Below are 26,811 nucleotides of genomic sequence, written 5' to 3'. Positions count from 1 at the left end.
AATATAAATCTCATTCCAGAAAATGGGTGCAAGAAAAAAAATAAGTGCCGAGAAGATTAAGGAATCAAGAAAGTCTAAAGGACTTGCAGTTCTTAAGGACTGTCCAACTTCTCCTCGTAAGATGCGCCTTATGGCCGATCTTATCCGCGGTGTAGATGTTCTTAAAGCTCTTCACATTTTGCAACACCATCCCATGCATTCTTCCAAGAACATGGAGAAGGTTCTTCGTTCAGCTATCGCTAACTGGGAAGCAAAAAATGAAGGTCAAAGTGCAGAAACACTTGTAGTAAAAGAAGTAATGGTAGATGGTGCGCGTGCACTGAAGCGTTTACGTCCTGCTCCACAGGGTCGTGCGTACAGAGTTCGCAAGCGTTCTAATCACGTTACGATAGTAGTAGATTCTAATAACAATTAATAAGCTCGATAATGGGACAAAAAGCAAACCCGATTGGCAATAGACTTGGATTCATCCGCGGATGGGATTCGAATTGGTTTGGCGGACGCCGCTATGCTGATAAGCTGGTTGAAGATGAAAAGATTCGTAAGTACCTTATGGCTCGTCTTCGCAAAGCTAGTATTGCCAAGATCGTCATCGAACGTACACTTAAACTTATTACAGTTACCATCAATACTGCACGTCCTGGTGTTATCATCGGAAAAGGCGGACAAGAAGTTGACAAGCTGAAAGAAGAGTTGAAAAAACTTACCAAAAAAGAAATTCAAATCAACATTTTTGAGATTAAACGTCCGGAAGTTGATGCTCGTTTGGTAGCAGATGGAATTGCTCGTCAGATTGAAGCTCGTATTTCTTACCGTCGTGCAATTAAAATGGCAATTGCAAGTTGCATCCGTATGGGTGGAGAAGGAATTAAAATCACTATCTCCGGTCGTTTAAATGGAGCTGAGATTGCACGTACTGAAACATTCATGGAAGGTCGTGTTCCACTTCACACTTTGCGTGCGGATATTGATTATGCAGTTGGTGAAGCACTCACAACTTACGGATTGCTTGGTGTAAAAGTATGGATCTGCAAAGGCGAAGTTTTCGGAAAGAGAGATCTTTCTCCAAATTTCGGAATGACCAAAGCTCTTGGTTCTTCAGCTTCCGGCGGTAATAACGAAGGAAAAGGAAGAAACGACAGAGGTGGGGCAGGTAAGCCAAGAAGAAAGAGAAGTAAATAATGCGATAATAAAAAGTAGCAATGTTACAGCCTAAACGCACAAAATATAGGAAAGTCCAAAAAGGTAAAGGAAGCCTTGGTGGAAATGCCAAAAGAGGAAGTGTGATTTCCTTCGGATCATTCGCACTGAAATCTGTAGATGGCGCTCTTTTGACTTCACGTCAGATTGAAGCTGCCCGTATCGCTCTTACTCGTTTTATGAAACGTGAAGGAAAAGTTTGGATTCGAATTTTTCCAGACAAACCAATAACCAAAAAACCGTTAGAGGTTCGTATGGGTAAAGGTAAGGGTGCAGTTGAATATTACGCCGCAGTTGTGAAACCCGGCCGTATTCTCTTCGAAGCAGATGGAGTAAGCGAGGAAATCGCACGAGAAGCACTTCGTTTGGCTGCTCAAAAACTTCCTGTTCGTACACGTTTTGTAGTACGTAACGATTACGATGGTAATATTTGATAGAGTAGAAAATTATGAAAGCGAAAGATATCAAAGACCTTAACCTTGAAGAACTCAAGGATAAGCTAAACGAAAAAACTGCTGAATTAGCTAAAATGAAAATCACACACGCGATTTCTCCAGTAGAAAATCCGATGTTGATCAGAGCTAATCGCCGTACAGTTGCTCGTCTTAAGACAGCTATCAAACAGCAGGAAGCTAAAGCCAATAACAAGTAATAAGAAAGAAAATGGCAGAAAGATCATTACGCAAAGAACGTATCGGTGTTGTTACCAGTAACAAAATGGATAAGTCCATCGTTGTTTCTGTAGAACGTAAGATGAAACACCCGAAGTATGGTAAGTTCGTAAAGCGCACCAAAAAATTTGTTGCTCACGATGAAAAAAATGAATGCAACATTGGTGATACAGTAAAAATCATGGAGACTCGTCCTCTCAGCAAAACTAAATGCTGGAGATTAATCGAGATCGTTGAACGTGCTAAATAATATTGAGCGATGATACAACAGGAATCAAGGCTTTCAGTAGCCGATAATAGCGGTGCAAAAGAAGTTCTTTGCATCAGAGTACTTGGTGGAACTAAAAGAAGATATGCTTCAATTGGTGACAAGATCATCGTATCCGTAAAGGATGCCCTCCCTTCTGGTAATGTAAAGAAAGGACAGGTTTCTGCAGCGGTTGTTGTTCGCACCAGAAAAGAAGTTCGTCGTCAGGATGGATCATACATCCGATTCGATGACAATGCAGTTGTGCTTCTCAATGCTCAAGGGGAGATGCGCGGAACCCGTATTTTCGGTCCCGTTGCTCGTGAACTCCGCGAAAAGCAATACATGAAGATTGTATCACTTGCACCAGAGGTTCTTTAATCGATAGAAATTTCCAGAGTATGCAAAAGAAACTAAATATTAAAAAGGGCGACACTGTTCTTGTTCTTGCCGGGGAATCCAAAGGCAAACAAGGGAAAGTCATCTCTATCGATCGCAAGAAAGATCGTGCGGTGATCGAAGGTGTAAATGTCGTTAAGCGTCATACCAAACCCGATGCAAAAAATCCACAAGGTGGAATTGTTGAGAAAGAAGCAGGTATTCATATTTCAAATTTGATGCTTGTTGTGGGTGGAACTCCAACACGAGTTGGTCGCAAAGACGAAAAAGGTAAATCAGTACGTATTTCTAAAAAATCAGGGGAGGTGATTAAGTAATGAGCTACGTTCCCAGACTTAAGCAAAAGTATAAGGCAGAAGTAATTCCTGCAATGCAAACGCAGTTCAACTATAAGAGCTCGATGCAGGTTCCAAAAATTACAAAAATCTGTATCAACCAAGGTCTTGGTGATGCAGTTGCCGATAAAAAATTGGTAGAAGCTGCAATTAAAGAACTTTCGATCATTGCTGGTCAAAAGGCAGTTCCTACACATTCTCGTAAGGATATCTCCAACTTTAAACTCCGTAAAGGTATGCCAATCGGAGCCAGAGTTACACTTCGTGGAGATGTGATGTATGAGTTTCTCGATCGTTTGATTTCTGTTTCTCTTCCGCGTACCCGCGACTTCCGTGGTGTAAATGCAAAAGGATTTGACGGAAAAGGAAACTTTACGTTCGGTGTAAAAGAACACATCATTTTCCCAGAGATCAATATCGACAAAGTGAACAAAATTCTTGGTATGGACATCACATTTGTGACTACTGCCACTACCAATGAAGAAGCGTTCTCTTTATTGAAAGAATTCGGATTCCCATTTACAAAAAAATAATAGAGACATGGCAAAAGAATCAATGAAAGCGCGTGACCGTAAGCGCGCGAAAATGGTAGCCAAGTACGCTGAGAAGAGAGAAGCTCTTAAGAAAGCCGGAGATTGGGATGGTTTGCAAAAACTTCCTAAAAATTCTTCAGCAGTTCGTATGCGTAACCGCTGTCAACTCACAGGTCGCCCTCGCGCTTACATGCGTCAGTTCGGGGTTTGTCGTGTGACATTCCGTGAGATGGCCCTGAATGGCTTAATCCCAGGAGTAACTAAATCAAGTTGGTAAAAAGATAAAGAAAATAAAATGGTAACTGATCCCATTTCAGATTATTTGACCCGAGTTAGAAACGCAATCAAAGCCAACCACAAGGTTGTTGAGATTCCAGCTTCTAACCTTAAAAAGGATATGACAAAAATCCTTTTTGAAAAAGGGTATATCCTCAACTATAAGTTTGAGGATGACAGCAAACAAGGTATCATCAAAATTGCATTGAAATACCACCCGGTTACAAAGATCAACGCGATTCGCAAATTAGAGCGCATCAGCCGTCCAGGTCTTCGTAAATACACCGGAGCTGACAGTCTTCCACGCGTTCTAAACGGTTTGGGAATCGCAATCCTTTCTACAAGTAAAGGATTGATGACCGACAAAGAAGCTCGCAAGAATAATGTTGGTGGTGAAGTATTGTGCTTCGTTTATTAATCTAAGAAAGAACTCACGGATATGTCACGTATAGGAAAAGCTCCCATTGAAATCCCGAAAGGGGTGGAAGTGAAGATCGAAGGAAACAATGTAGCAGTTAAGGGGCCAAAAGGCGAACTTAATCAAGCAATCAATCCATCGGTATCTGTAAGCATGGAAGAAAACAAGTTGGTTTTAACCCGTCAAGGAGATGAAAAACAAACTCGCGCTCTTCATGGTCTTTATCGTGCCCTGCTCAACAACATGGTTACAGGTGTATCGAAAGGATATAAAATTGAACAAGAACTCATTGGTGTAGGTTACCGTGCTAACGCAACTGGTCAGCAGCTTGAGCTTTCTTTAGGATTCTCTCACAATGTTGTGTTTGAACTTCCAAAAGAAATCAAGGTTACCACAACGGCTGAAAAAGGACAAGCACCTCGAATCATTATGGAGTCGCACGACAAGCAATTGATCGGAATGGTAGCGGCGAAAATCCGTTCACTCCGTAAGCCTGAGCCTTACAAAGGAAAAGGTATTCGTTTCGTTGGTGAAAATGTTAGACGTAAAGCCGGAAAATCAGCCGGAGCCAAAAAATAATAGATTAAGATTATGGCAACCAGTAATAAAGTTATTCGCAGATCAAAGATCAAAAAGAGCATTCGTAAGAATGTTACAGGAACAACTGATCGTCCACGTTTGTCTGTATTTCGCAGCAACAAACAGATCTATGCACAAATCATTGATGATCTGAAAGGGGTTACAGTGGTTTCTGCAGGTTCACTGAAAAACGATGATGCTCAGAAGGTCAACAAAGTTGAGCAAGCTAAGCTTATCGGAAAAGAAATTGCAGAAAAAGCACTTAAAGCCGGTATTCAGCAAGTAGTATTCGACCGTAACGGTTATCTTTACCACGGAAGAATTAAATCTTTGGCTGAATCAGCTCGCGAAAACGGATTAAAATTCTAAAGATTAAGGAATAAGCTATATGGCTAACGAAAATGTAAAAAGAGTCAAGGCTACCGACATCGAATTAAAAGATCGTCTTGTAGCAGTGAACCGTGTTACCAAGGTAACAAAGGGTGGTCGTACGTTCAGCTTTTCTGCTATTGTTGTAGTAGGAAATGAAAACGGAATTGTAGGTCACGGTCTTGGTAAAGCAAAAGAAGTAACTGAAGCAATTTCTAAAGGAATTGACGACGCTAAGAAAAACCTTATCAAAGTTCCTCTTGTGAACGGTACTGTTCCGCACATTCAGGAAGGAAGATTTGGTGGTGCGCGTGTATTCCTTAAGCCTGCTGCAAACGGAACCGGAGTAATTGCTGGTGGTGCGATGCGTGCAGTATTGGAAAGCGTAGGAGTGAAAGATGTATTGGCAAAATGTCAAGGATCTTCCAATCCACACAACGTAGTGAAAGCAACCATCGAAGCCCTCGTTCAATTGAGAGATGCGCATACTGTTGCTCAGAACCGCGGAATTTCAATGGAAAAAGTATTTAACGGATAAGAATCAGGGAAATGGCTAAGGTTAAATTAACTCAGATCAAGAGTTCCATTGATCGTCCAAAAGACCAAAAGGAAACTCTTCGTGCATTAGGATTGACCAAAATGCACCAAAGCGTTGAAAAAGAAACCAACGCTCAGATCCTCGGAATGATTAAAAAAGTTCAGCACCTTCTTGAGGTGACAGATGTAAAATAATTGATAACTGCTGAGTGATGAAATTGAATAATTTGAAACCTGCAGAAGGTTCTGTTAAGGCGAATAAACGCCTGGGTCGCGGACAAGGATCCGGTCGAGGTGGAACATCCACACGTGGTCACAAAGGTGACAAGGCTCGTTCCGGTTTTAAAAATAAAATCGGATTCGAAGGAGGTCAGATGCCAATCCAGCGTCGTTTACCGAAATTCGGATTTAAAAACATTAACCGTGTTGAGTACAAAGGATTAAATCTTGACTCAATTCAGGCTCTGGTTGAAAAGAAAAATCTTACTGAAATCAATCCTGAAGTATTGTTCGAAAACGGACTTGTAGGGAAAAATGATTTGGTGAAAATTCTTGGACGCGGAGAGTTAAAAGCTAAAGTAAAAATCAGTGCTCATGCATTTTCTGCAGCTGCTAAAACAGCGATCGAAGGAAAAGGCGGAGAAACGGTTATTCTTTAATCACATCGAAAACTAAACGATGAAGGACCTGGTAAAAACATTAAAGAACATCTGGAAGATTGAGGAGTTGCGTCAAAGAATTATTTTGACTTTCTCCCTGATCCTCATTTACCGGATTGGTTCATACGTAGTATTGCCTGGAGTAATTTCAGACAATCTCTCGAGCAACTCTACAGGGCTTGCCGGACTTATTGACCTTTTCGCAGGTGGAGCATTTTCCCGCGCATCTATTTTTGCTCTTGGGATTATGCCATATATTTCTGCATCCATCATTATGCAGCTTTTAGGAATTGCAGTTCCTTCTATTCAGAAAATGCAACGTGAAGGCGAAAGTGGAAGAAAGAAATTAAACCAATGGACGCGCTTCCTGACAATTGCTATTACAATTTTCCAGGCTCCTGGATACATTGCAACAACAATTCCGGATTCAGCGCGTGTAGAAGGATTCAGCTATCCTTTAACAGTGCTAATTCTTGTTGCCGGTACCATGTTTATCATGTGGCTTGGTGAGCGAATTACCGATAAAGGAATTGGAAACGGTATCTCCCTGATCATTATGATCGGAATTATCGCCAAACTTCCGGGTGCATTCGTTCAGGAATTAGTTTCGCGTCACACAAACGGTGGATATGTTGTTCTCTTGGTAGAGGTGGTATTACTGTTATTAGTTATTGCCTTCTCGATTTTACTTGTTCAAGGTACAAGAAGAATTCCCGTTCAGTTCGCAAAACGAATTGTAGGAAACAAACAATATGGTGGTCATCGTAATTATATTCCGTTAAAAGTTAATGCTGCCGGGGTAATGCCAATCATTTTTGCGCAAGCGATTATGTTTATTCCAATGTATGTGAATCAGGCAACAGAAGGACGTTGGTTCTCCGGTCTGGTAAATTTCGAAGGTTTTTGGTACAATTTCCTTTTCGCAGTAATGATTATTCTTTTCACTTACTTCTATACCGCTATCATGGTTAATCCACGTCAGATGGCAGATGATATGAAAAGAAACGGCGGATTTATTCCGGGAGTAAAACCAGGAAAACAAACGGAATCATTTATTGATAGTTTGATTTCAAGAATTACACTACCGGGAGCAATTTTCCTTGCAATCGTTGCAATTCTACCTGCTTTTGCAATGATGATTGGAATTAAGCAACAGTTCGCATTTTTCTACGGAGGAACTTCTCTTTTGATTATGGTTGGTGTTGTACTTGATACACTCCAGCAAATCGAAACTCATTTGTTAAGCCGTCACTATGATGGATTAATGAAGAGCGGAAAAATAAAAGGAAGAGGAATGCAAATGCCAACAATGGCCAGCTAATCAGAAAGGAAGAATGGCAAAACAAGGAGTCATAGAGCAGGATGGAACCATTGTAGAAGCATTGTCGAACGCAATGTTTCGGGTGGAGCTGGAGAATGGACACATCATCATAGCGCATATCTCAGGAAAAATGAGAATGCACTACATTAAAATATTACCCGGAGATAAAGTACGTGTGGAAATCTCTCCGTATGATTTAACAAAAGGAAGAATTTCGTTCAGATATAAATAACAGGAAAAATGAAAGTTAAAGCATCCATTAAAAAGCGTTCTGCAGACTGCAAAGTCGTTAGGAGAAAAGGACGTCTTTACGTGATCAACAAGAAGAATCCGAAATTTAAGCAACGTCAAGGTTAATCAACTTATTCAATAGAGAAAAATGGCAAGGATTGCTGGTATAGACTTACCTAAAAACAAAAGAGGAGAAATCGGTCTCACTTATATTTTTGGAATTGGCCGTAGCACTGCTCGTAAAATTCTAGATTTCGCCGGTGTCGATTACGACAAAAAGGTAAACGAATGGAACGATGATGAACTGGGGAAAATCCGTTCATACATTAGTGATACCATTAAAGTTGAAGGAGCACTTCGCTCAGAAGTTCAGCTGAATATTAAGCGACTGATGGATATCGGTTGTTACCGTGGAGTTCGCCACCGTGTGGGACTTCCATTGCGTGGACAAACGACCAAAAACAACGCTCGTACCCGTAAAGGTAAGCGTAAGACAGTTGCTAATAAGAAAAAGGCAACTAAATAATAATTGAGATATAGTTAATTCAGGTTATGGCAAAGCAGACCGACGACAAAAAAAAGAAAAAAAAGAAAGTAGCAGTTGAGGCTGTAGGACAGGCTCACATTAATGCGACTTTTAATAACGTGATCATCTCCCTTACTAATGCAACAGGACAAGTAATTTCCTGGTCATCTGCTGGTAAAATGGGTTTCCGTGGTTCTAAAAAGAACACCCCATACGCAGCACAGGTGGCAGCAGAAGATTGTGCTAAAGAAGCATTTGAAAGTGGGCTTCGTCGCGTAAAAGTTTTCGTAAAAGGACCTGGAGGCGGACGCGAATCTGCCATCCGTTCTATCCACAATGCTGGAATTGAAGTAATGGAAATTGTTGACGTTACTCCACTACCACATAACGGATGTCGTCCTCCAAAGAAGAGAAGAGTTTAATTTATTTTTGTAATAAGAGTTTAAAATGGCAAGGTACAAAGGCCCCAAATCAAAGATATCCCGTCGTTATAAGGAGAATCTTTTCGGTCGTGTTGATAAAGCACTTGAGAAGAAAAATTATCCTCCCGGTCAACACGGTCCGAACAAGAAACGCATGAAGCAATCGGAGTATGCCGTTCAGCTTTATGAGAAACAAAAAGCGAAATTCATTTACGGAATTCTTGAGCGTCAGTTTGAGAATCTCTTTAAAGAAGCTGCGCGCATTAAAGGGATAACCGGTCACAACCTTCTTGCATTGTGTGAGTCGCGTTTAGATAACACTGTTTACCGTATGGGAATCGGTGCTTCACGTCGCGCTGCACGTCAGCTGGTTGGTCACAGACACATCACCGTTAATGGTGAAGTGGTGAACATTCCAAGCTTTCAGTTGAAGCCGGGTGATGTAATTGCGGTTCGTGAAAAATCGAAAGGAATGGAACCAATCGTGAATTCAATTGCGGCTAACTCGAAGCGTTTCGACTGGATTGATTTCAGCGCATCAGAAATGAAAGGGACATTCTTGAACCGTCCGGAGCGTGAACAAATTCCGGAAAACATCAAAGAACAACTCATTGTTGAATTGTACTCTAAATAATAAATAAACGATTTATGGCCATACTTGATTTCCAAAGACCGGATAAAGTTATCATGATCAGTTCAGACGACCGTATTGGTCAGTTTGAATTCAGACCACTTGAACCGGGTTATGGTATTACGATCGGCAACGCCCTTCGTCGTATTCTTCTTTCATCTTTAGAAGGGTACTCAATTACCTCGGTAAAGATCGAAGGTGTCGATCATGAATTCTCCACCATCAAGGGTGTGGCAGAAGACGTGACTGAGATCATCCTGAATCTTAAACAAGTTCGTTTTAAGCGTCAGATTAACGCAGACAATGAGCATGTTTCTATTTCTATCAAAGGACAGGAAAAAGTAACTGCTGCTGATCTTGGTCGTTTCACTTCTTCTTTCCAGGTGTTAAACCCAGATTTAGTGATTTGCACAATGGATAAAAACGTGAACCTGAACATGGAAATTACCATAGCAAAAGGTCGCGGTTATGTTCCTGCAGAAGAGAATAAAGTGAACAACGCTCCAATCGGAACCATTTTTGTGGATTCGATTTTTACTCCAATCAGAAATGTTCGTTACAACATCGAAAACTATCGTGTTGAGCAGAAGACTGACTATGAAAAACTCGTTATGGAGGTTTCTACAGACGGATCTGTTCATCCGAAAGAAGCATTGAAAGAAGCTGCAAAAATTCTTATTCAGCACTTCATGTTGTTCTCGGACGAGAAAATAACTTTAGATACAATCGAAAAACAAGAAACTGAAGAGTTTGATGAAGAGTCGCTTCATATGCGTCAACTTCTCAAAACCAAGCTTGTTGATTTGGATCTTTCAGTTAGAGCATTAAACTGCTTAAAAGCAGCAGATGTTGAAACACTTGGTGAACTTGTGGCTTATAACAAAAACGACCTTCTCAAATTCCGCAACTTTGGTAAGAAATCGCTTACTGAGTTGGAGGATCTCGTTCATGCAAAAGGCTTACACTTCGGTATGAATGTAGCGAAGTACAAACTTGATAAAGACTAGTCATCTGTTTTCCAAACAGGAATTAATAAAGAATTACAATGAGACACGGAAAAACAGTCAACCATTTAGGACGTAAATACGGACACAGAAGAGCTTTAATGTCGAACCTGGCAGCTTCGCTTTTCTTGCACAAACGCATCAACACTACTGTTGCGAAAGCAAAATCGCTTCGTAAATATGTTGAGCCTTTGATTACAAAATCTAAAAACGACACTACTCACAATCGTCGTACAGTATTCAGCTATTTGAATAACAAGCATGCGGTATCTGAATTGTTCCGCGAAATTTCTCCAAAAGTGGCAGATCGTCCGGGTGGATATACCCGTATCATCCGCACCGGTTTTCGTTTGGGGGATAATGCAGAAATGTGCATGATCGAGTTAGTGGATTTCAATGAACTTCTTCTTGAAGGTAAAGGCGATAAGAAAGCTAAAACTACTCGTCGTAGTCGCGCTAAGAAAAAAGCTGAAGGTTCAGATAATACTGAGACTTCTACAGAAGCTTAATCGAATAAAAGATAAAGAAAAGGCCGGAACTATCCGGCCTTTTTTTGTTTTCAGGATTCGAAGAATGTGAGTTCAAATTGCTTTTGTTTCCTCTGTTTTGTCAGGAAAAATGGCTATATTGTCTCAAAGAAATTTCCATGCGCTTTTTTGCCTTTTTTATCTTGTTTCTCCTTGGTGCGGGGAGTCAGGCTCAGGTGGTGATCAATGAATATTCCTGTTCGAATGTTTCCGGATTTACGGATAATTATGGCGAACGGGAAGATTGGGTAGAGTTGTATAATCCAACCGGATCAGCAGTAAGTATTGCAGGTTTTCACATGAGTGATAAACTTAGCAATCCAACGAAATGGCAGATACCTGCGGGTACAACGGTTCCTGCTAACGGGTATTTACGAATTGTTTGTTCAGGCAGAAATGAAGTTTCCGGAGGGTTTGTCCATGCCGGTTTTAAACTGACCCAAACCAAACCTGAAAATTTAGTATTTGCAGATGCCGCCGGAGTGATTTTAGAAAACTATGTATTAGATCCTACTCAGGTTGATAATAGCCGTGGACGAACTACAGACGGTGCTAGTACCTGGTCTCTATTTTTAACGCCAACTCCCGGTGCCAGCAATTCGGGTGCGAGTCCGGAATACACCGCTCGTCCGATAATGAGTATGCCTGCAGGATTTTATTCGGGATCAATTACCGTTTCTATTACCACAACGGATCCGAACGCAACCATTTACTACACCACCGACGGAAGCGAACCAACGACATCATCTACCGTTTATTCTGCACCGATTTCTATCAGTTCTACAACCGTTTTACGCGCAAGAGGCTTTAGCTCCGTAGCAGGAGTTCCGGCATCATTTGTAGAAAGTAATACCTATTTTATTAATGTAACTCATACCGTGGCCGTATTATCCATTTTTGGTGATGGTGTTGACGAATTATTAGGAGGCTCTTATGGAGAACCGGATGCAACCGTAGAATATTTTGATGGCACAGGAAACTTTCGCACGGAAGCAACCGGAATAGCTAATAAGCACGGAAATGATTCATGGGCCTATCCGCAACGTGGGATCGATTTTGTGGCGCAAGATCAAAAGGGATATAGCTATGCCTTGAAGCATCAAATTTTCCGCAGAAAAGACAGAGATGAATTTCAGCGGATCATCATAAAAGCAGCGGCGAATGATAATTATCCATTCGAAGACGGTGCTCACATTCGTGATGCATATGTGCATACTCTTTCGATGGATGGAAAACTTCATCTTGACGAACGTACCTACGAACCTGCCATTCTCTATCGCAATGGTGAATATTGGGGCGTGTACGATATTCGCGAGAAAGTAGATGATGCAGATTTTACGCAATATTATTATGATCAGGATGAGTTTCATTTACAGTTTTTAAAAACCTGGGGTGGTACATGGTCGGAATACGGCGGTGCACAAGCACAGACTGATTGGAATTCACTGAGGACATTTATTACCACACAAAACATGGCAGTAGCTGCAAATTTTAATTATGTGGATTCGCTGTACAATTGGAAAAGTCTGGTAGATTATTTTATTCTGAATTCATACACGGTTTGTTCCGATTGGCTAAACTGGAATACAGCATGGTGGAGAGGAATGGACACGCTTGGTGATAAACAAAAATGGCGTTATGCATTATGGGATAACGATGCAACGTTTGGACATTATATCAATTACACCGGAATTCCGAGTACATTACCTGATGCTGATCCATGCGCACCGGAATCACTCGGTGACCCGGGAGGACAAGGCCATGTGGAAATTCTAAATGAGTTAATGAATAATCCTACGTTTGAAAACTACTATATCAATCGTTGGATTGAATTAACCAATACAACCTTCTCCTGTGCAAATATGATAGCTAAACTGGATAGCATCATCAATGTGATTACGCCGGAAATGAATGGGCAAGTCACCAAATGGGGAGGTACTGTAGCAACCTGGCAGGCGAATGTTCAGCAATTGCGCGATTTTATAAATGCACGGTGTGCAGCTATTGAAACGGGATTGGAAGATTGCTATAATTTATCCGGTCCTTATACCATCACCATTGATGTAGATCCACCGAATTCAGGTATCGTTTATTTAAATGATTCTCCACTTCCTTCTTATCCTTATACAGTAACTTTATATGGAGGAATTACCAATACATTATCTGAAGTTCCAAATGCGCCATTCACGTTTGTGAATTGGACGATGAGTTCAAATACTGCATTACCATCTACGAACGACACATTAATCACCATCGATTTCGTGGCCAACGATCAGATTGTTGCTCATTTTGAAACACCGATTGCGGTATTTATTCCAACCGGATTTTCACCGAATGGTGATGGTTTAAATGACTTACTCCAAATTCAAGGGCAAGGAATTTTATCAATGAGTTTATCCATTTACGATCGTTGGGGTCAACGTGTTTTTAGCACCAATGATGTAAATGCAACATGGGATGGAACGTTTAATGGCAAAACACTTAATTCGGGTGTGTTTGCATACAAACTTCACGCAGTGTTGTTGGATGGTACAGAAGTTGACCAGAGTGGAAACATTACTTTAATGCGATAAGAATGAAAAAGATTTTTCTATTCGTGTTTTCTGTTTTGGGTACCTTGCTTCAAGCACAGGATATTCACTTTTCTCAAGTGATCAATAATCCATTACATATTAATCCCGCCAATGCCGGTGGATATGATGGCTATGAACGTGTGGTGTTGAATTATCGCAATCAGTGGTCGGTAGTCGGAGCGGCTTATAATACCATGGGATTTTCATTTGATATGCCGATGTTTCAAGGTAAGCGTTCGGATAAAGCACATTTGGGTTTGGGTTTGACTTTTTTTAAAGACAAAGCGGGTGATGCAAATTTCGGAATAACACAAGGAGCATTATCTGTTGCAGGTGTTGTTCCATTTGATCGCGAAAACCGATTTGTTGCAGCGGTGCAGTTAGGTTACGGACAACGCTCTGCCGATATTTCCAAATTACAATTTGGAACTCAATTTAACGGACAAGCATTTGATCCCGCTATGATTTCCGGCGAAACAAATTCGCTGACGTCATTCGGATATATGGACCTTGGTGCAGGTGTTCGTTATGAATATGCAAGCAAGTCGGATCATATCAAAGGCTGGGATGTAAATCGTGTTACCATTGGTGCAGCGATGTTTCATATTAATCAGGCAGATTTAAAATACTTGAGCGGATCGGAAGAAAAAATAAATCGCAAATTGGTGGTGCATGGTATGGGCCGATTCGATTTGCCTAATACAACGTATTCGATAATTCCATTCTTTACTTATTTTACACAAGGTCCACTCAGTGAATTTAACATTGGATCTTTAGTGCGCATTGAATTAAATCCGGGTACAAAAGTTACAGGTCTGTTAACAGAGTCTTCCTTATACGCCGGATTACAATGGAGGAAGGATGATGCTATTATTCCATATGTGATGTATGAATTTTCCAGTTTTTCGGTTGGACTTTCATATGATTACAATTACTCCACGCTCAAGAAAGTTTCACGCGGCGTTGGCGGTTTCGAAATCTCGCTCAAATATCATAATCTCAAAGGAGCCTTGTTTACCAGAAGAACCGGTAGTCGGATTTATGATTAATCTTGACTATTTTCATTCTTGAAATGAATCAGGTTTTTAAGCAAGCTAGTTTTATTCAGCGCGTTTTAGTGCTTTCGATGTTGTTGTCGGTCATAGCAACACATCATGTTTGGTTTTCGTATTCCATCGACTTTCCAAAAATCCCACTGATTCCCTTTTTGAAATTTCAATTTTCGGAAATGATTCAAATGGTGCTTGTTGTTGTAATGATGGCATCATTGCTTGGATTGTTTATTCGGGTTTATTCTAAAATTTTCCTGAGTTTATTTTTAGTCAGCACACTTTTACTATTAGCAGAAGATGTAAATCGTTTACAGCCCTGGCTTTTTATTCACGGAGTGATGATTGTTGCATTGGCCATGTTGCATGATAAAGGTTTAAATCTGTTGAGGTGGGGACTAGTATTTATGTATGCCTGGGCAGGAATAAATAAATTGAATTTAAATTTTGCATGGGAAGTTTTTCCATATTTCATGAAACCATTCGGAGTGAATGAAATGTTTTATCACCCTTCGGGTGACATTGGGAAATATTCCATGAATGGTATTAATCATATCGCTTGGATTGTTCCTCTCGTTGAATTACTGATCGCACTTTTTTTATTGCTGGAAAAATGGAGAACACAAGGTGTGCTATTAGCTCTTATTCTTCATGTAATTGCACTTTATATTTTAGGTCCGTTCGGACATAATTGGAATTCGGTAGTTTGGATCTGGAATGTTGAATTAATGCTTTTAGTTGTTGGATTGTTTTATCAATTCAAAATGCCTTGGTCGGAATTTAAAGCAGGACTTTTCAATTCTAAAATGGGCAGAGCGTATTTTCTGTTAATGGGATTAGCGCCGTTATTGTGGTACTTTAGTATTTACCCCCATGTGTTGTCTTATCATTTGTATTCGGGTTATAATCCCCAAATCAATTTCTGGTTTAACGACGAATCTTCGGTGAAATTGAAGGATGAAGGCGACCGGATTACGAATATTGATTTTAAAGGTGTGAGTCCAAAACTACTCGATACTCCGTGGATGGATTTCACATTTTATGATGTGGACCGGAATGAAAGTTTTATAATGGCCGATCATTACGCCATGCAAGAGTTGAATGTCCCCATTATGGCCGAAACGTTTTATTTTAAAATGCTGGGAGCGGAATTATGTACCTGTTTTGGTTATGCGGGCGATGATGCAGGAATACGCATCGAAGAGCGAAGTAAATTTTCCGCCAAAATTATTGAACGTACCATCACCTGTAAAGAGTTGTTAGGGAAGTAACTTTAATTCAGAATGACATCGGTCCCATTGCTGTTGAAATTCATGTTCATCAGAAGAAACCCAATGTTCGCCTTGCATTTCTAACATGTCCTGAATAAAAACCCTTTCCGGTAAAATGCTTGCTTTTATTTCATAAACGGAAAAATAATTCCCCATTATTTTTAATTCTACAAAATGATTTTCCGAAACAATTTTAAAGTAGGATTTGTTATTGGAGTATTTACGGAAAATGGGGAAGCTGTTTTTCATCGTTTTCAAAGATAAATAATCTATTTTTACACTATGAATGCGCATCAAATTTATCAGGAAGCGGTTGGTTTGTTAAGAGCCGGTAATCCGCAGGCTGCCCTGGATAAACTTCATTTAGCACTGGAGATTTGTCCGGACCATCCCGATTATTTAAGCGAGCGGGGTGTAGTTTATTTTCATCTGGAGAAGTTTGATTTAGCATTAATTGATCTGGATCGCGCTCAACTACTTGAACCCGAAAATCCATACCGCTATTCGAGCAGAGCTTATGTAAAGGACAGGGTGGGGGACCTGGAAGGGGCAATTACAGATTACAGTAAGGCAGTTGAACTGGATCCGGAAGATGCGGTTGCTTATAATAATCTTGGATTAGTTCAGGAAAAAATGGGCTATCAAAACAAGGCGCAATCAAATTTTAATAAGGCGGATGAGTTAGCCGATAAAAAAGGATTTTTTGATCGGATTCCCGATAATGAAAAGCAAACAAAGCCTGAACCTGAAAAATTTATTTTACCGGGTAAACAAAAAGCAGCGAATTACATCAAGAAGGATGATGATTCATCTGCTAAAAAAGAAAGTAAATGGGGTATTATCAAATCTGTCTTTACTTCCAAAGAAGGCTTTAAAGATTTTATGAGTTTTATTTTTAAACGGAAAAAACAGGATTGACTTTTCTAAATGAAATAGCCACCATACTTATTCGGGATTACGGAAGTGATTTCTCGAACATTGAAGTAGTATTGCCCAGCAAGCGGGCAGGTTTGTTTTTAAAGAAACATTTGTCCGACCAACTAAAGAAATCTTTTTTCCCGCCTCAAATTGTTACATTAACCGAACTTTTTAGTCGCTATACCCCTCTCCATATTGGAGATCCTGCCGAATTGTTGTTTGTATTGTATGAAGCCTATTCGGAAATAGAAAAAGAAAAAGCAGAATCGTTCGATCGCTTTTTACGTTGGGGGAATATGTTGTTGACGGATTATAATGACATCGATCGTTATTTAATTGATCCGAAATTAATTTTCAGAGATCTGCGGAATATTAAAACGCAGGAAATGGAAATTGAAGCTTGGAGTTTCGAAGAAGGAGAATTATCGCAAAATCAGGAACGGTATTTGGAGTTTTGGCTCAATATGCAACCTATATATGAAGTCTTCAGAAGGAGATTGAAAGAAAAGTCCATTGCCTATTCCGGTATGTTGTATCGCGATGTGGCGGAACATATTTCAGAAGTATTTGTTGCATCGGAAAAGAAATTTCTGATTGCGGGTTTTAATGCTTTTTCTGCTTCTGAACAGAAAATAATCGAATGGTTAATCGATCAGGATATTGCAAGGATTTATTTTGATGGAGATCCTTATTATATCGATGACCCCAATCAGGAAGCGGGTTTGTTTTTAAGGCGAATGAAAAAGCAATGGGAGGGAAAAGGTTTTGAGTTGGTGAAGTCGCATTTTGCAAAGGGGAAAAAATCCATTCATGTTTTAAATGCGCCGGGTAATGTTGCACAAGCGCGCATTGCTGGTCAGGTTTTGTCTGAAGCAGGTACGGCAGATACGGCCATCGTTCTTGCTAATGAGCAATTGTTATTACCGGTTTTAAATTCGCTTCCGGTTACCGTAGATCGTGTGAATGTGACCATGGGCTTTCCATTGCGAAACAGCGATTTGTTTCAGTTGTATTATGTAGTGCTCGATTTGCAACAAGCTCGTAAAGATGAAAATGGAAAAGATAAAGGCGGATTTTATTATCGTCCTTTTATAGAATTTTTATTTCATCCTATTATTCGGAATTACCTGGGACAGGAAGCCGAGCAAATCAGGCTGGATATTACAGAGCGAAAACGGATTTTCATAGCAGACAAAAATCTGAATGAATATGCAAAAGGAAAATTTTCATTCATTCATTTTTTGGTTGAGGATTGGAAAAATTTTCCTGTTGATGCTATGTCGTCCTTTGAACGCTTAAATGAAATTTTACGTGAAGAATATCTCCATATTCATCCGGATAAACTGGCTTTGGAGTATGTTTATCACATGAGTTCGGCGATGGACAAGTTGCGTTCTATGCTGCAAAAATATCCGCTTGTAAAAGAATTTCATTCGTTCAGGACCTTATTGCGGCAATACGTTTCTCAGCTCGATATTTCATTTGTAGGAGAACCATTGGATGGGTTGCAATTGATGGGTGTTCTGGAAACACGGAGTCTGGATTTTAAAAAAGTAATCATGCTTTCGGTTAATGAAGATGTATTACCAAAATCGAGATGGGAACATTCCTTTATTTTACATGAGGTAAAAAAATATCATGGTTTACCTACATACAAGGATAAAGATGCAGTATATGCCAATCACTTTTATCGTTTGTTGCAACGTTGTGATGAAGCCTGGCTGGTTTACAATTCAGATCCCGAAAGTTTATCGAGCGGAGAAAAAAGTCGTTTTGTTCAGCAGTTAACGGAGGAACTTCCTGCCTACAATCCGGAAGTAAGTATTACTGAAAAAACGGTGCGATTAAAATCCGGAGAATATTCCGGAATAAAATCCGTCGAAAAAACCGAAGAAGTACTTCAACGAATCCGCCAGCATTTGGAAAATGGAATTTCTCCTTCTGCATTAAATACCTACCTCAATTGCTCGCTGGATTATTATTACAAATACATTTTAAGTATTAAAGAGCAGGAAGAATTGGATGAAGTTTCCGATAATGCCATTGTTGGAAATGTGGTGCATCATGTAATGGAACATTTTTATAAGGATTTTATCGGGAAGCAACTACAGGTTCAGGACATAGATACCATGTTAAATAATTATCCTGAAACAGCCTTACGATATTTAAAACAGGAAGCTGGATCTGCACAGGTGGATCAGGGAAATTATTTGCTTTTATATCAGGTTTCGTTGTCGATATTGGAAGGCTTGCTAAAAATGGAACGTGAAGTAGTTCGGCAACATGAATTAATCATACTGGGAATTGAGGAAGATCTTGGTCAGGATTTAAATACACCTCATGGTGTTATTCGGATTAAAGGTAAGGCCGACCGGATTGATTTATTGGATGGACAAGTACGTATTATCGATTATAAAACCGGAAAATTCGAAGCGCGTGATGTGCATGCCAACAGGGATAAAGATTTAGGAAGCAAACCTAAGGCCTTGCAATTATTAGCTTATGCCTGGTGCTACCAAAGAAATCATCCTGAAGTGAATATAGTTCAATCCGGAATTTATCCTTTATTGAAAAAAGAAGAGTTGTGTTTACTGACCATTGAAAAGAATGCTAATCTTCAAGGTGAAGACTGGGATTTCTTTGAGACAGAGATTAACCGGATAGTTGCTGAAATGCTCGATCCCAACGTATCATTTACGCATACGGAAGCGAGTACTTTTTGTATTCTTTGCGATTAATATTGTACTAATAGGGGTGACTCAAATTGAAGTTCATTTCCGTTACTTGCAGTAAAGCGAACCTGAACACTTGCATAAACGGATTGGTAATAGCCGCCGTGATATGTTCCGTCCCACCCGTTTTCAGGTAATGAAGAAGAGAAGAGTAAATCTGAATTCTGACTATATATTTTTACCGAAAAACTTCCTTCGAGATAACCGGTTACAATGGGTTTAAATTCATCATTTATTCCATCTCTGGTTTGAGGGGTAAAAGCAGTTGGAATAAAACATGTAGAAATAGTATCACCGTTTTCGATATAATAATGTCCCTGCGAAATCAAATCGGTATGCTCATATTTTTTGCAGGAGAATAGAAATGTCAGCGCTAAAAAAATATATAAAGTAGTTTTCATAGGCTACAGTTTAGTGAATGAATATTTCATTTTGTTTACTTTTAAAATCAGCGTGACTGTTCACTTTTCTGATTTTTAACAGTAGCGAAAGTTGGTGTGTGCCGCCGTATTTTAATTGCGGATTATTCCATCCAAATGAATAAGTGATCCCAGCCGATTTTCCATTATAACCAAAACTGATGCTATTGAAAGGATTGTAATCCAGCGATTCGGTAATGCGTTTACTATATTGAATTCTGAATTGTTGCCATTCAAAATTCAATCCTGCTTTTATATATGGATTAGCGTTTACATAAAATGTTCCCGTAGAAAACAGGGCTGTATTTAATTCTCCGCCTGCTATTTTTAATTTCAATTTGTATGCTAATTGCACATCTAAATACGATTGATAGTTTTTGTTATCCTTATCTGCTTCGAATTGAATAAGCTTTGGTGCAATATTTTTTCCAAGGTGATTGATGTTGTGTAGTGTAATTCCCCCTAATAAATTTTTATACTGGAAGCTGGTACCATAACTGATAAGAAAAAAATTAGATCTGTAGTTTGGATAATTATCACCGCTATCAAACACAAATCCTATTCGCGGATCAATTTGATCCCCATAGAATATTTGGCCGTTATTATGCTGTTGATGAAGTAAACTTAATTGTAATCCATGGGTCCAAATGATATTCTTCTTTATATAAACAGGTTTTGCTACAAACAAAGAGTATTGGTTGTAGTGAATTAAATCCGCCTTATTATCAAATAAATGTCCGAAGCCAATCCATGCATTGGGTTTATTCAGGTATTGGCTAACCGTTAAAAAATTCTGGAATTGCCAGCTATAGGATCCCGGTGATTGTAGTTGTGTGCTGTTTCGAATCTGTGTACAGGTATCACCACCGGTAAAGGCAGGATTATAAAATGAGGATGAAGCCGTTGGGTCGAGAAACAGAAAATTCTGTGCATTTATTTCATTGATTAATACCAGATGAAATAGAATCAAGTAAAATTTCTTCATAGCCTTCGAGTATAACTGTACAACGACAGGAACTTGAATAGGTTGCTAATGATTGAATGAAATGTGATGAATGAAAAAAAAGAAACCTGAAAAGAGTCCGGAGGTTGGAGGAGGAGATGGGCTCTTTTCAGGTAATCCTGCAAGGAATATAAAACCAGTAGAATCGTGGAGGTAGCAATCTGCCAGATTCCGTAATAAAGACGAACAAATTTCACAGAGGTTGCCTCATATGTAAAAATTTGGGTAAACGGTTGCCAGGACTGTATTATCGGAATTAGAACGATTTATCGGGCTGTAATCTGCTGTAAATCAGGGTGTGAATTTGTATCCCACACCTCTTACGGAGTGGAAATAACGGGGTTCTTTGGGGTTCGATTCGAAGTTTTTACGGAAAACGAGAATATAATTATCGATGGTACGGGAGGTCGGGTAGGCATCTTCTCCCCAGATTTTATCCAGAATTTCTTCCCTGGAGATGACTTTTCCGGGATGTTGAATGAGCAGCTTCAGCAATTGAATTTCCCGTTTACCTAATTCCGTTTTTTTATTTCCGTTTTCGAAAATTTCGAAGGTGTTAAAATCAATTTTAAAATTTCCGAAACTAAAAACTTCTTCACGCTCTTCTTGCGTGATGCTTTTTTTATTCCGGTTGAGTAAAATTTTAATGCGTAATAATAATTCTTCGAGATGAAACGGTTTTACCAAATAATCATCTGCTCCACGTTTTAATCCATTAATGCGGTCTTCACTGGTTCCCCTGGCGGTTAAAAATAAAATCGGACTTACATTTCCTGTTTTTCTGAGCTGTGTGCAAATTTCAAATCCATCCATTTTTGGCAACATTACATCCAGTAATATCAAGTCATAATTTCCTTCTTTCGCCATTTTTAGAGCAAGCTCTCCATCGGAGCAGGTATCAACATGATATTGCTCTAATTCCAGATTCATCCGGATTACATTCAGAAGACTTTCCTCATCCTCTACCAATAATATTTTTGAACTCATCACTTGCAATTTTTGGTAAAAAACTATGGTTCCGGATTAATCATTTCTTCTTCACATTGAAGCAGTAATCCTAGTTTAAATAAATCGAATTTCCGAAGAGAGGGATGTTCAGAAAGAAGATTTTTTTCTATGGATATTTTATTTCGTTTAAACCAGCGTATAAACCATTTCCGGCTCCAGTCGCCCTTAAGCATGCGGTAAGCGGAATATAACTTATTATCTGAGTTTATCTTTTTTTCCTGGATTAAGCGATGGAGATTTTTTACACCAATGGCAGTTTGTCTTAAAAAAACATCAGCGTCTTCGAGTCCTATATGTCGTAATGGATTATCAATATGTTTTACCGGAATTTCCATTACTGATAATTCATAAGCAAAGCGCGAGTCTTCATGTCCGTATCCCTTTACCGTTTCATCCATTTTAATTTTTTCATACACATTGCGGTGAATCAAAAAATTATTGGTCATAAAACTGCGGTATGGATTTACCTGTCGTTTATGATAGGGAATAACTTCCCGGTTAATGCCATAATGCCAACGTAAGAATTGCGATTTTTTTTCAGGTGCCATTGGAGAATAGGTCCTGCCTCCATAAACCACTTTATCTTCTTCTGCCTGACGGATATAATTAGAAATGTAGTTCTCCGTTTCCGGCCACGAATCGCAATCCATGAAAAGTAAATAGGGGAACTTTGCCTTTTCGAAAAGTAAATTTCTGATTTTACTTCGGCCAATGTTTTCATTTAGCTGAAAATAGCAGAGACCTCCTTTCTCTTTTAATTCCGAATTCATTTGCTGAAAATCGGGGGAGGAGCAATCGTCGATGATAATCATCTCGAAGGCTATTCCACTATTTTGAACCTGCTTCAATAATTCATTGACGAGCGGACGCACATCGAAATTATAAACGGGAATTAAAATAGAGATCATTTTAATCTCTGGATAAAGGATTCATGGGGTTAAAATGTGCCACCGGAGTAACTTCGATTAATTTTTTGTTCTCACATTTCATGGTGCGCATAGGAAAACGTTCCATAATGGAATAATCGTGTGTGGCCATTAAAACTGCTGTTCCGTTTCTGGATATAGCAAACATTAAGTTCAAAATTTCTGCAGACGTTTCAGGGTCGAGATTTCCCGTAGGTTCATCGGCGAGGATTAATTCCGGTTCATTCACCAGGGCTCTTGCTATGGCCACGCGTTGTTGCTCTCCGCCGGATAATTGATGGGGTAATTGGTTGTTTTTTCCTTCTAATCCCACCATATGAAGCAGCTGATCCACCGAACTGCTCATTTTCTTCTTGTCTTTCCATCCGGTGGCTTCCATAACAAACAGCAAATTATCACTTACGGTTCTGTCGCTTAGCAACTGGAAATCCTGAAAAACAATACCGATTTTTCTTCTCAGGTAGGGGATTTGTTTTCGTTTTAATCCCGAAATATCAAAACCCGCTACATGCCCGGTTCCCGATTTTAAAGGAAGTTCACCATACAGGGTCTTCAATAAACTGGATTTCCCACTTCCCGTTTTACCAACCAGATAAACGAATTCACCCTTGTTCAATTCAAAGTTCAGCTCCTCCAGAATGAGGTTCTCGTTTTGGTAAATACCAACGTTTTTTAAGGTAATGGCAGTGGACATATGTAACCCTGATGGATTTGGATACGTAAAGATGCCAAAAAAACACGCTACTTCAGGCGTTTTTTCAATCAGAAGCCAGTCTTAATGTTAACAGAAATGGGTTGAAAACTTATACAAGTCGGAGAGGATGTCCCCTATGGGCTGTCTAATTTTACTAAGTTGAAATCTGTCCGTTTTCGCGGACCCAAACCCATTATGAGATGGCGAGAAGAATCGTATGGTTTTGCGCTTTAGTTTTTGTGCTGTTTATTCAGTCTGGAACACTCTATGCGCAAAAGACTAAAATTTACACGGATAAATACGTTGCATACCGCGACGCATTGGAGTTGTATGACAAGGAAAAATATTCTGCTGCACAAGAGAAATTCGAAGAGGTGATTAAAGTCCTCAACGACCAGCAGGATGAGGTGAGCATAAACGCCGAGTACTATTACGCGCTCTGTGCGTTAAAATTATTCCATCCAGATGCAGAATACCTTCTGGAGCGTTTTGTCGACATGCACCCTGAATCGCCACAGGTGCGTACAGTGTATTTGCATTTAGGCCGCCACTTTTTTCAAAACAAAAAATGGAAGAAAGCGCTCGAATATTTCGATAAGGTAGATTTGTTTCATCTCAATGAAAAAGAAAAAGCGGAATACCATTACAAAAAGGGATATTCCTATTTTCAATTGAAAGAAAATAAAGCGGCTGCCAATGAATTTGTTTTAATTAAAGAAAGCGAAAACGACTATAGAGAACCTGCTTTATATTATTATTCCCACATTGCGTATCAGGATAAAATTTATCAGGTTGCATTGGAGGGATTTGAAAAATTAAAAAGTAGTGAAACGTTCAGGGCGCTGGTTCCCTATTATATTGCACAGATTTATTATTTACAAGGAAGATACGATGATGTAATCACCTATGTGCCTCCGATTCTGGATACCTGTAAAGGAAAACAAAAACCTGAATTGGCCCACCTTGTTGGTGATTCCTATTATCGCCTGAAAAAATATGATATTGCTGTTCCTTATCTGGAACAATACCTTGCTACCGTTACACCCAATCGCGAGGAAAACTATATTATGGGTTATTCCTATTACCGAAGTGGATTTTATGAAAAAGCGGTTCCTTATTTAAACAAGACAACCAATGGTAAAGATGAAATGGCGCAATTGTCCTATTACCACATGGGTGATTGTTACCTGCGATTGAATAAAAAAGATTATGCAAGAAATGCTTACGAAGGTGCATCTGAATTAGAATTCGATAAAAAAATTCAGGAAGACGCTACCTTTTCTTACGCACGTTTATCTTACGAGCTTTCCAATAATCCTTTTCACGAAGCGATTGATGCGCTTCAGGCTTATTTGAAAAAATATCCGGAAAGTCCACGTCGTGATGAGGCGTATTCCTTCCTGGTGAATGTTTATCTCACCACCCGCAAGTATCAGTCGGCTTTAGATGCCATTGATAAGGTGAAAAACAAGGATTTCAGAATTCAGACGGCTTATCAGATGGTAACGTTTAATCTTGGGGTGGAATTATTTCAGAATGGAAAATACGATGAAGCGATTCGTGCATTTGAAAATGTGAAGACTTATCCGATCGACAAGCGCTTGAATGCAGAAAGTCGTTTTTGGATTGCGGAATGTTTATACAAAAAAGAGAAATACGATGAAGCCATCGAATCCTATTCCCGATTCCAGCAGGAACCCGGTGCCTTTTCCATGAAGTATTATAACATTGCCAATTACAACATTGCCTATGCCTGGTATGAAAAGGGAATGGATGAAATTGAGCGTACAAAATCGGGTGGCGATAACAGTTCTCTGAATTCAAGTTTGTATGCATTTAAAAAATTCATTGCGGATAAAGACGAAAAGGATAAAGTAAAACTTGCGGATGCCAGCTTAAGGGTTGGTGATTTGTATTATTTCAAAAAGGAAAATGAGAATGCCATAGAGTTTTATAATAAAGCTTATGATTACAATGTGGGTTCGCGTGACTATGCACTGTACCAGATTGCGCATTGTCGTCACCTCATTCGTAAATATGATGATGCCGTAACAACCTACAACAAACTGATTCGTGATTTTCCGTCGAGCAATTATGTCCCCGAAGCCGTATTTGAAATCGGTGAAGTATATCGCGAAAATCAAAACCATGCGAAAAGTATTGAATCCTATAAGGAATTTATTAGCCGCTACCCAGCCAATCAGCGGGTGAATAAAGCGATTGGGTACATAGCACTTTCTTATTATCAGCTTAAAAATTATCCGGAGTCGGAAACCTATTACCGGAAATTGCTAACCAGCAAAAACGCGCAGGATATTCAAACTGCTTTGGATGGCTTAAAGAATGTATTAACGGCCCAGGATCGTGAAGCGGAGTGGGTGGCACTTGTGAAGCAATATGATAAACAAGGTGAATCTTCGAAAGAAATTGAAAACACCTTGTGGGATCAGGCCGAAAAAGCCTACAACGAAAACAATTGTGATAAAGCCATTGAAAAATTCAACAATTATCTAAATCAGTTTCCAAACGGAGTTTACGTTTTACAAGCTCGTTTTTATAAAGGAGAGTGCTTGTACTCGAGGGATGAAACCAAAGATTTGGCCATTGCTGAATATGAATATGTTTATGGCCTAAGCGGGAATCCTTATATGGAAACCATTTCCTTAAAGATGGGTAATTACTGGTTCCAGAAGAAGGATTACGCTCAGAGTAATAAATATTATTTAAACCTCGAAAAAGTAGGTTCTTCGGGGGTTAATATTCTCAATGCGCAAATTGGATTAATGCGCGGGTATTTTCTGACCAACGATTTTGTCCTTGCGCATGAATACGCGAAAAAGGTGTTAAAGGACAACACAGTGAAAGATGATTTAAAATCAGAATCGTATTTCATCTCCGGGATGTCCTTATTGCAAACCGGTGATTTGGTCAATGCCAAACTCGATCTGGAAAGCTCCATTAAAATTACCAAAACCGGATGGCGGTGGGCTGAATCGCGTTATAACATTTGTTTCATTCTGTTTAAGCAGGGAGATCATAAAAAATGCGAGACGGAAATTTTCAGTTTCGTAAAAGTTAAACCGAATTATGATTATTGGGTGGCAAAATCATATATCCTTCTTGCGGATAATTATTTAGCACTCAACGATGCATTCCAGGCAAAAGCTACCTTAAAAAGCGTTATCGATCACTATGTGGGAGATGATGATATTGTTGCTACTGCTCAACAGAAATATGATGCTATTATTCAATCTGAGAATACCCAGAACCAGAAGCGAATGATGGAAAATACCAATACCGAGGAAGGAACCGAAGAAACTAATCAGGAATGAT

At 39.4% G+C, this 26,811-nt stretch carries 35 protein-coding genes; 29 read left to right on the top strand and 6 right to left on the bottom strand.

The window, feature by feature from the left end; translation table 11 throughout:
- Positions 1-22 precede the first annotated feature (22 nt).
- The 26 genes from rplV to K1X56_00820 all read left to right on the top strand — a co-directional run bounded on the left by rplV (position 23) and on the right by K1X56_00820 (position 15,778).
- Positions 23-415, top strand: a complete 393-nt coding sequence (rplV, locus tag K1X56_00945; protein ID MBX7093261.1) for a 50S ribosomal protein L22 — start codon at positions 23-25, stop codon at positions 413-415.
- Positions 416-426: 11 nt separating this feature from the next.
- Complete coding sequence (gene rpsC, locus K1X56_00940; protein ID MBX7093260.1) at positions 427-1,182, top strand: 30S ribosomal protein S3; 756 nt, start codon at positions 427-429, stop codon at positions 1,180-1,182.
- A 20-nt stretch (positions 1,183-1,202) separates the two neighbouring features.
- Positions 1,203-1,634, top strand: coding sequence for a 50S ribosomal protein L16 (gene rplP / locus K1X56_00935; GenBank protein ID MBX7093259.1), 432 nt, complete (start codon positions 1,203-1,205; stop codon positions 1,632-1,634).
- 14 nt (positions 1,635-1,648) lie between these two features.
- A complete protein-coding gene (rpmC, locus tag K1X56_00930) occupies positions 1,649-1,852 on the top strand; it encodes a 50S ribosomal protein L29 (protein MBX7093258.1) in 204 nt (67 codons plus the stop codon).
- Between the two features lie 11 nt (positions 1,853-1,863).
- Positions 1,864-2,121: a 30S ribosomal protein S17 gene (gene rpsQ / locus K1X56_00925; GenBank protein MBX7093257.1), complete on the top strand. Its 258-nt coding sequence runs from the start codon at positions 1,864-1,866 to the stop codon at positions 2,119-2,121.
- A gap of 9 nt (positions 2,122-2,130) precedes the next feature.
- Positions 2,131-2,499: a 50S ribosomal protein L14 gene (gene rplN / locus K1X56_00920; GenBank protein MBX7093256.1), complete on the top strand. Its 369-nt coding sequence runs from the start codon at positions 2,131-2,133 to the stop codon at positions 2,497-2,499.
- A 20-nt stretch (positions 2,500-2,519) separates the two neighbouring features.
- A complete protein-coding gene (gene rplX, locus K1X56_00915; GenBank protein ID MBX7093255.1) occupies positions 2,520-2,834 on the top strand; it encodes a 50S ribosomal protein L24 in 315 nt (104 codons plus the stop codon).
- Positions 2,834-3,385 (top strand): 50S ribosomal protein L5, encoded by a 552-nt coding sequence (gene rplE, locus K1X56_00910; GenBank protein MBX7093254.1) that lies wholly within the window; start codon positions 2,834-2,836, stop codon positions 3,383-3,385. The genes rplX and rplE overlap by 1 nt, the downstream gene beginning before the upstream one ends.
- A 7-nt stretch (positions 3,386-3,392) precedes the next feature.
- Entirely contained in the window at positions 3,393-3,662 is a 270-nt protein-coding gene (rpsN, locus tag K1X56_00905; GenBank protein MBX7093253.1) for a 30S ribosomal protein S14, read from the top strand.
- A gap of 18 nt (positions 3,663-3,680) precedes the next feature.
- Positions 3,681-4,079, top strand: coding sequence for a 30S ribosomal protein S8 (gene rpsH, locus K1X56_00900; GenBank protein ID MBX7093252.1), 399 nt, complete (start codon positions 3,681-3,683; stop codon positions 4,077-4,079).
- Positions 4,080-4,100: 21 nt separating this feature from the next.
- Positions 4,101-4,658: a 50S ribosomal protein L6 gene (rplF, locus tag K1X56_00895; GenBank protein MBX7093251.1), complete on the top strand. Its 558-nt coding sequence runs from the start codon at positions 4,101-4,103 to the stop codon at positions 4,656-4,658.
- A 12-nt stretch (positions 4,659-4,670) separates the two neighbouring features.
- Positions 4,671-5,027, top strand: a complete 357-nt coding sequence (rplR, locus tag K1X56_00890; GenBank protein MBX7093250.1) for a 50S ribosomal protein L18 — start codon at positions 4,671-4,673, stop codon at positions 5,025-5,027.
- Positions 5,028-5,046: 19 nt separating this feature from the next.
- Entirely contained in the window at positions 5,047-5,565 is a 519-nt protein-coding gene (gene rpsE / locus K1X56_00885) for a 30S ribosomal protein S5 (GenBank protein MBX7093249.1), read from the top strand.
- Positions 5,566-5,576: 11 nt separating this feature from the next.
- The gene (gene rpmD / locus K1X56_00880; GenBank protein ID MBX7093248.1) at positions 5,577-5,759 is read left to right on the top strand and encodes a 50S ribosomal protein L30; all 183 of its coding nucleotides are present in this window, start codon (positions 5,577-5,579) and stop codon (positions 5,757-5,759) included.
- A gap of 17 nt (positions 5,760-5,776) precedes the next feature.
- On the top strand, positions 5,777-6,223 hold the full coding sequence (rplO, locus tag K1X56_00875; GenBank protein MBX7093247.1) for a 50S ribosomal protein L15: 447 nt from the start codon (positions 5,777-5,779) through the stop codon (positions 6,221-6,223).
- Positions 6,224-6,242: 19 nt separating this feature from the next.
- Complete coding sequence (secY, locus tag K1X56_00870; protein ID MBX7093246.1) at positions 6,243-7,544, top strand: preprotein translocase subunit SecY; 1,302 nt, start codon at positions 6,243-6,245, stop codon at positions 7,542-7,544.
- Between the two features lie 13 nt (positions 7,545-7,557).
- Positions 7,558-7,776 carry a translation initiation factor IF-1 gene (infA, locus tag K1X56_00865; protein ID MBX7093245.1) on the top strand — a complete coding sequence of 73 codons (219 nt, stop codon included), beginning with the start codon at positions 7,558-7,560 and terminating at the stop codon, positions 7,774-7,776.
- Positions 7,777-7,784: 8 nt separating this feature from the next.
- Positions 7,785-7,901 carry a type B 50S ribosomal protein L36 gene (gene ykgO, locus K1X56_00860; protein ID MBX7093244.1) on the top strand — a complete coding sequence of 39 codons (117 nt, stop codon included), beginning with the start codon at positions 7,785-7,787 and terminating at the stop codon, positions 7,899-7,901.
- Positions 7,902-7,923: 22 nt separating this feature from the next.
- On the top strand, positions 7,924-8,301 hold the full coding sequence (gene rpsM, locus K1X56_00855) for a 30S ribosomal protein S13 (protein MBX7093243.1): 378 nt from the start codon (positions 7,924-7,926) through the stop codon (positions 8,299-8,301).
- Between the two features lie 26 nt (positions 8,302-8,327).
- Positions 8,328-8,723, top strand: a complete 396-nt coding sequence (rpsK, locus tag K1X56_00850) for a 30S ribosomal protein S11 (protein MBX7093242.1) — start codon at positions 8,328-8,330, stop codon at positions 8,721-8,723.
- 25 nt (positions 8,724-8,748) lie between these two features.
- Entirely contained in the window at positions 8,749-9,357 is a 609-nt protein-coding gene (gene rpsD, locus K1X56_00845) for a 30S ribosomal protein S4 (protein ID MBX7093241.1), read from the top strand.
- 14 nt (positions 9,358-9,371) lie between these two features.
- Positions 9,372-10,361 (top strand): DNA-directed RNA polymerase subunit alpha, encoded by a 990-nt coding sequence (locus tag K1X56_00840; protein MBX7093240.1) that lies wholly within the window; start codon positions 9,372-9,374, stop codon positions 10,359-10,361.
- A gap of 38 nt (positions 10,362-10,399) precedes the next feature.
- Positions 10,400-10,867, top strand: coding sequence for a 50S ribosomal protein L17 (gene rplQ / locus K1X56_00835; GenBank protein MBX7093239.1), 468 nt, complete (start codon positions 10,400-10,402; stop codon positions 10,865-10,867).
- A gap of 137 nt (positions 10,868-11,004) precedes the next feature.
- Complete coding sequence (locus tag K1X56_00830) at positions 11,005-13,458, top strand: CotH kinase family protein (GenBank protein ID MBX7093238.1); 2,454 nt, start codon at positions 11,005-11,007, stop codon at positions 13,456-13,458.
- A gap of 2 nt (positions 13,459-13,460) precedes the next feature.
- Positions 13,461-14,507: a PorP/SprF family type IX secretion system membrane protein gene (locus K1X56_00825; GenBank protein ID MBX7093237.1), complete on the top strand. Its 1,047-nt coding sequence runs from the start codon at positions 13,461-13,463 to the stop codon at positions 14,505-14,507.
- 23 nt (positions 14,508-14,530) lie between these two features.
- Complete coding sequence (locus K1X56_00820) at positions 14,531-15,778, top strand: hypothetical protein (GenBank protein ID MBX7093236.1); 1,248 nt, start codon at positions 14,531-14,533, stop codon at positions 15,776-15,778.
- Here the strand turns inward: K1X56_00820 and K1X56_00815 are convergent.
- Entirely contained in the window at positions 15,767-16,027 is a 261-nt protein-coding gene (locus tag K1X56_00815) for a hypothetical protein (GenBank protein MBX7093235.1), read from the bottom strand. The genes K1X56_00820 and K1X56_00815 overlap by 12 nt on opposite strands.
- A gap of 33 nt (positions 16,028-16,060) precedes the next feature.
- Between K1X56_00815 and K1X56_00810 the strand changes: the two genes are divergently transcribed.
- Both K1X56_00810 and K1X56_00805 read left to right on the top strand, forming a co-directional pair.
- A complete protein-coding gene (locus K1X56_00810) occupies positions 16,061-16,696 on the top strand; it encodes a tetratricopeptide repeat protein (GenBank protein MBX7093234.1) in 636 nt (211 codons plus the stop codon).
- Positions 16,693-19,434: a PD-(D/E)XK nuclease family protein gene (locus K1X56_00805; GenBank protein MBX7093233.1), complete on the top strand. Its 2,742-nt coding sequence runs from the start codon at positions 16,693-16,695 to the stop codon at positions 19,432-19,434. Before K1X56_00810 ends, K1X56_00805 begins: the two co-directional genes overlap by 4 nt.
- Here the strand turns inward: K1X56_00805 and K1X56_00800 are convergent.
- The 5 genes from K1X56_00800 to K1X56_00780 form a co-directional block, all read right to left on the bottom strand.
- Positions 19,431-19,829: a gliding motility-associated C-terminal domain-containing protein gene (locus K1X56_00800; protein MBX7093232.1), complete on the bottom strand. Its 399-nt coding sequence runs from the start codon at positions 19,827-19,829 to the stop codon at positions 19,431-19,433. The genes K1X56_00805 and K1X56_00800 overlap by 4 nt on opposite strands.
- Positions 19,830-19,839: 10 nt before the next feature.
- The gene (locus K1X56_00795; protein ID MBX7093231.1) at positions 19,840-20,832 is read right to left on the bottom strand and encodes a hypothetical protein; all 993 of its coding nucleotides are present in this window, start codon (positions 20,830-20,832) and stop codon (positions 19,840-19,842) included.
- 309 nt (positions 20,833-21,141) lie between these two features.
- Positions 21,142-21,837: a response regulator transcription factor gene (locus K1X56_00790; protein MBX7093230.1), complete on the bottom strand. Its 696-nt coding sequence runs from the start codon at positions 21,835-21,837 to the stop codon at positions 21,142-21,144.
- Between the two features lie 23 nt (positions 21,838-21,860).
- Complete coding sequence (locus tag K1X56_00785) at positions 21,861-22,766, bottom strand: glycosyltransferase (protein ID MBX7093229.1); 906 nt, start codon at positions 22,764-22,766, stop codon at positions 21,861-21,863.
- A 1-nt stretch (position 22,767) separates the two neighbouring features.
- Positions 22,768-23,478 (bottom strand): ATP-binding cassette domain-containing protein, encoded by a 711-nt coding sequence (locus K1X56_00780; GenBank protein ID MBX7093228.1) that lies wholly within the window; start codon positions 23,476-23,478, stop codon positions 22,768-22,770.
- A 200-nt stretch (positions 23,479-23,678) separates the two neighbouring features.
- On the opposite strand from K1X56_00780, the gene K1X56_00775 reads away from it, so the two are divergent.
- The gene (locus K1X56_00775; GenBank protein ID MBX7093227.1) at positions 23,679-26,810 is read left to right on the top strand and encodes a tetratricopeptide repeat protein; all 3,132 of its coding nucleotides are present in this window, start codon (positions 23,679-23,681) and stop codon (positions 26,808-26,810) included.
- Position 26,811: the final 1 nt, after the last annotated feature.

It is taken from the genome of Flavobacteriales bacterium, assembly GCA_019694795.1.
Classification (GTDB): domain Bacteria; phylum Bacteroidota; class Bacteroidia; order Flavobacteriales_D; family UBA2798; genus UBA2798.
Note: the sequence above shows the minus strand (reverse complement) of the source record. Positions and strands in the feature narration are given on the sequence as shown.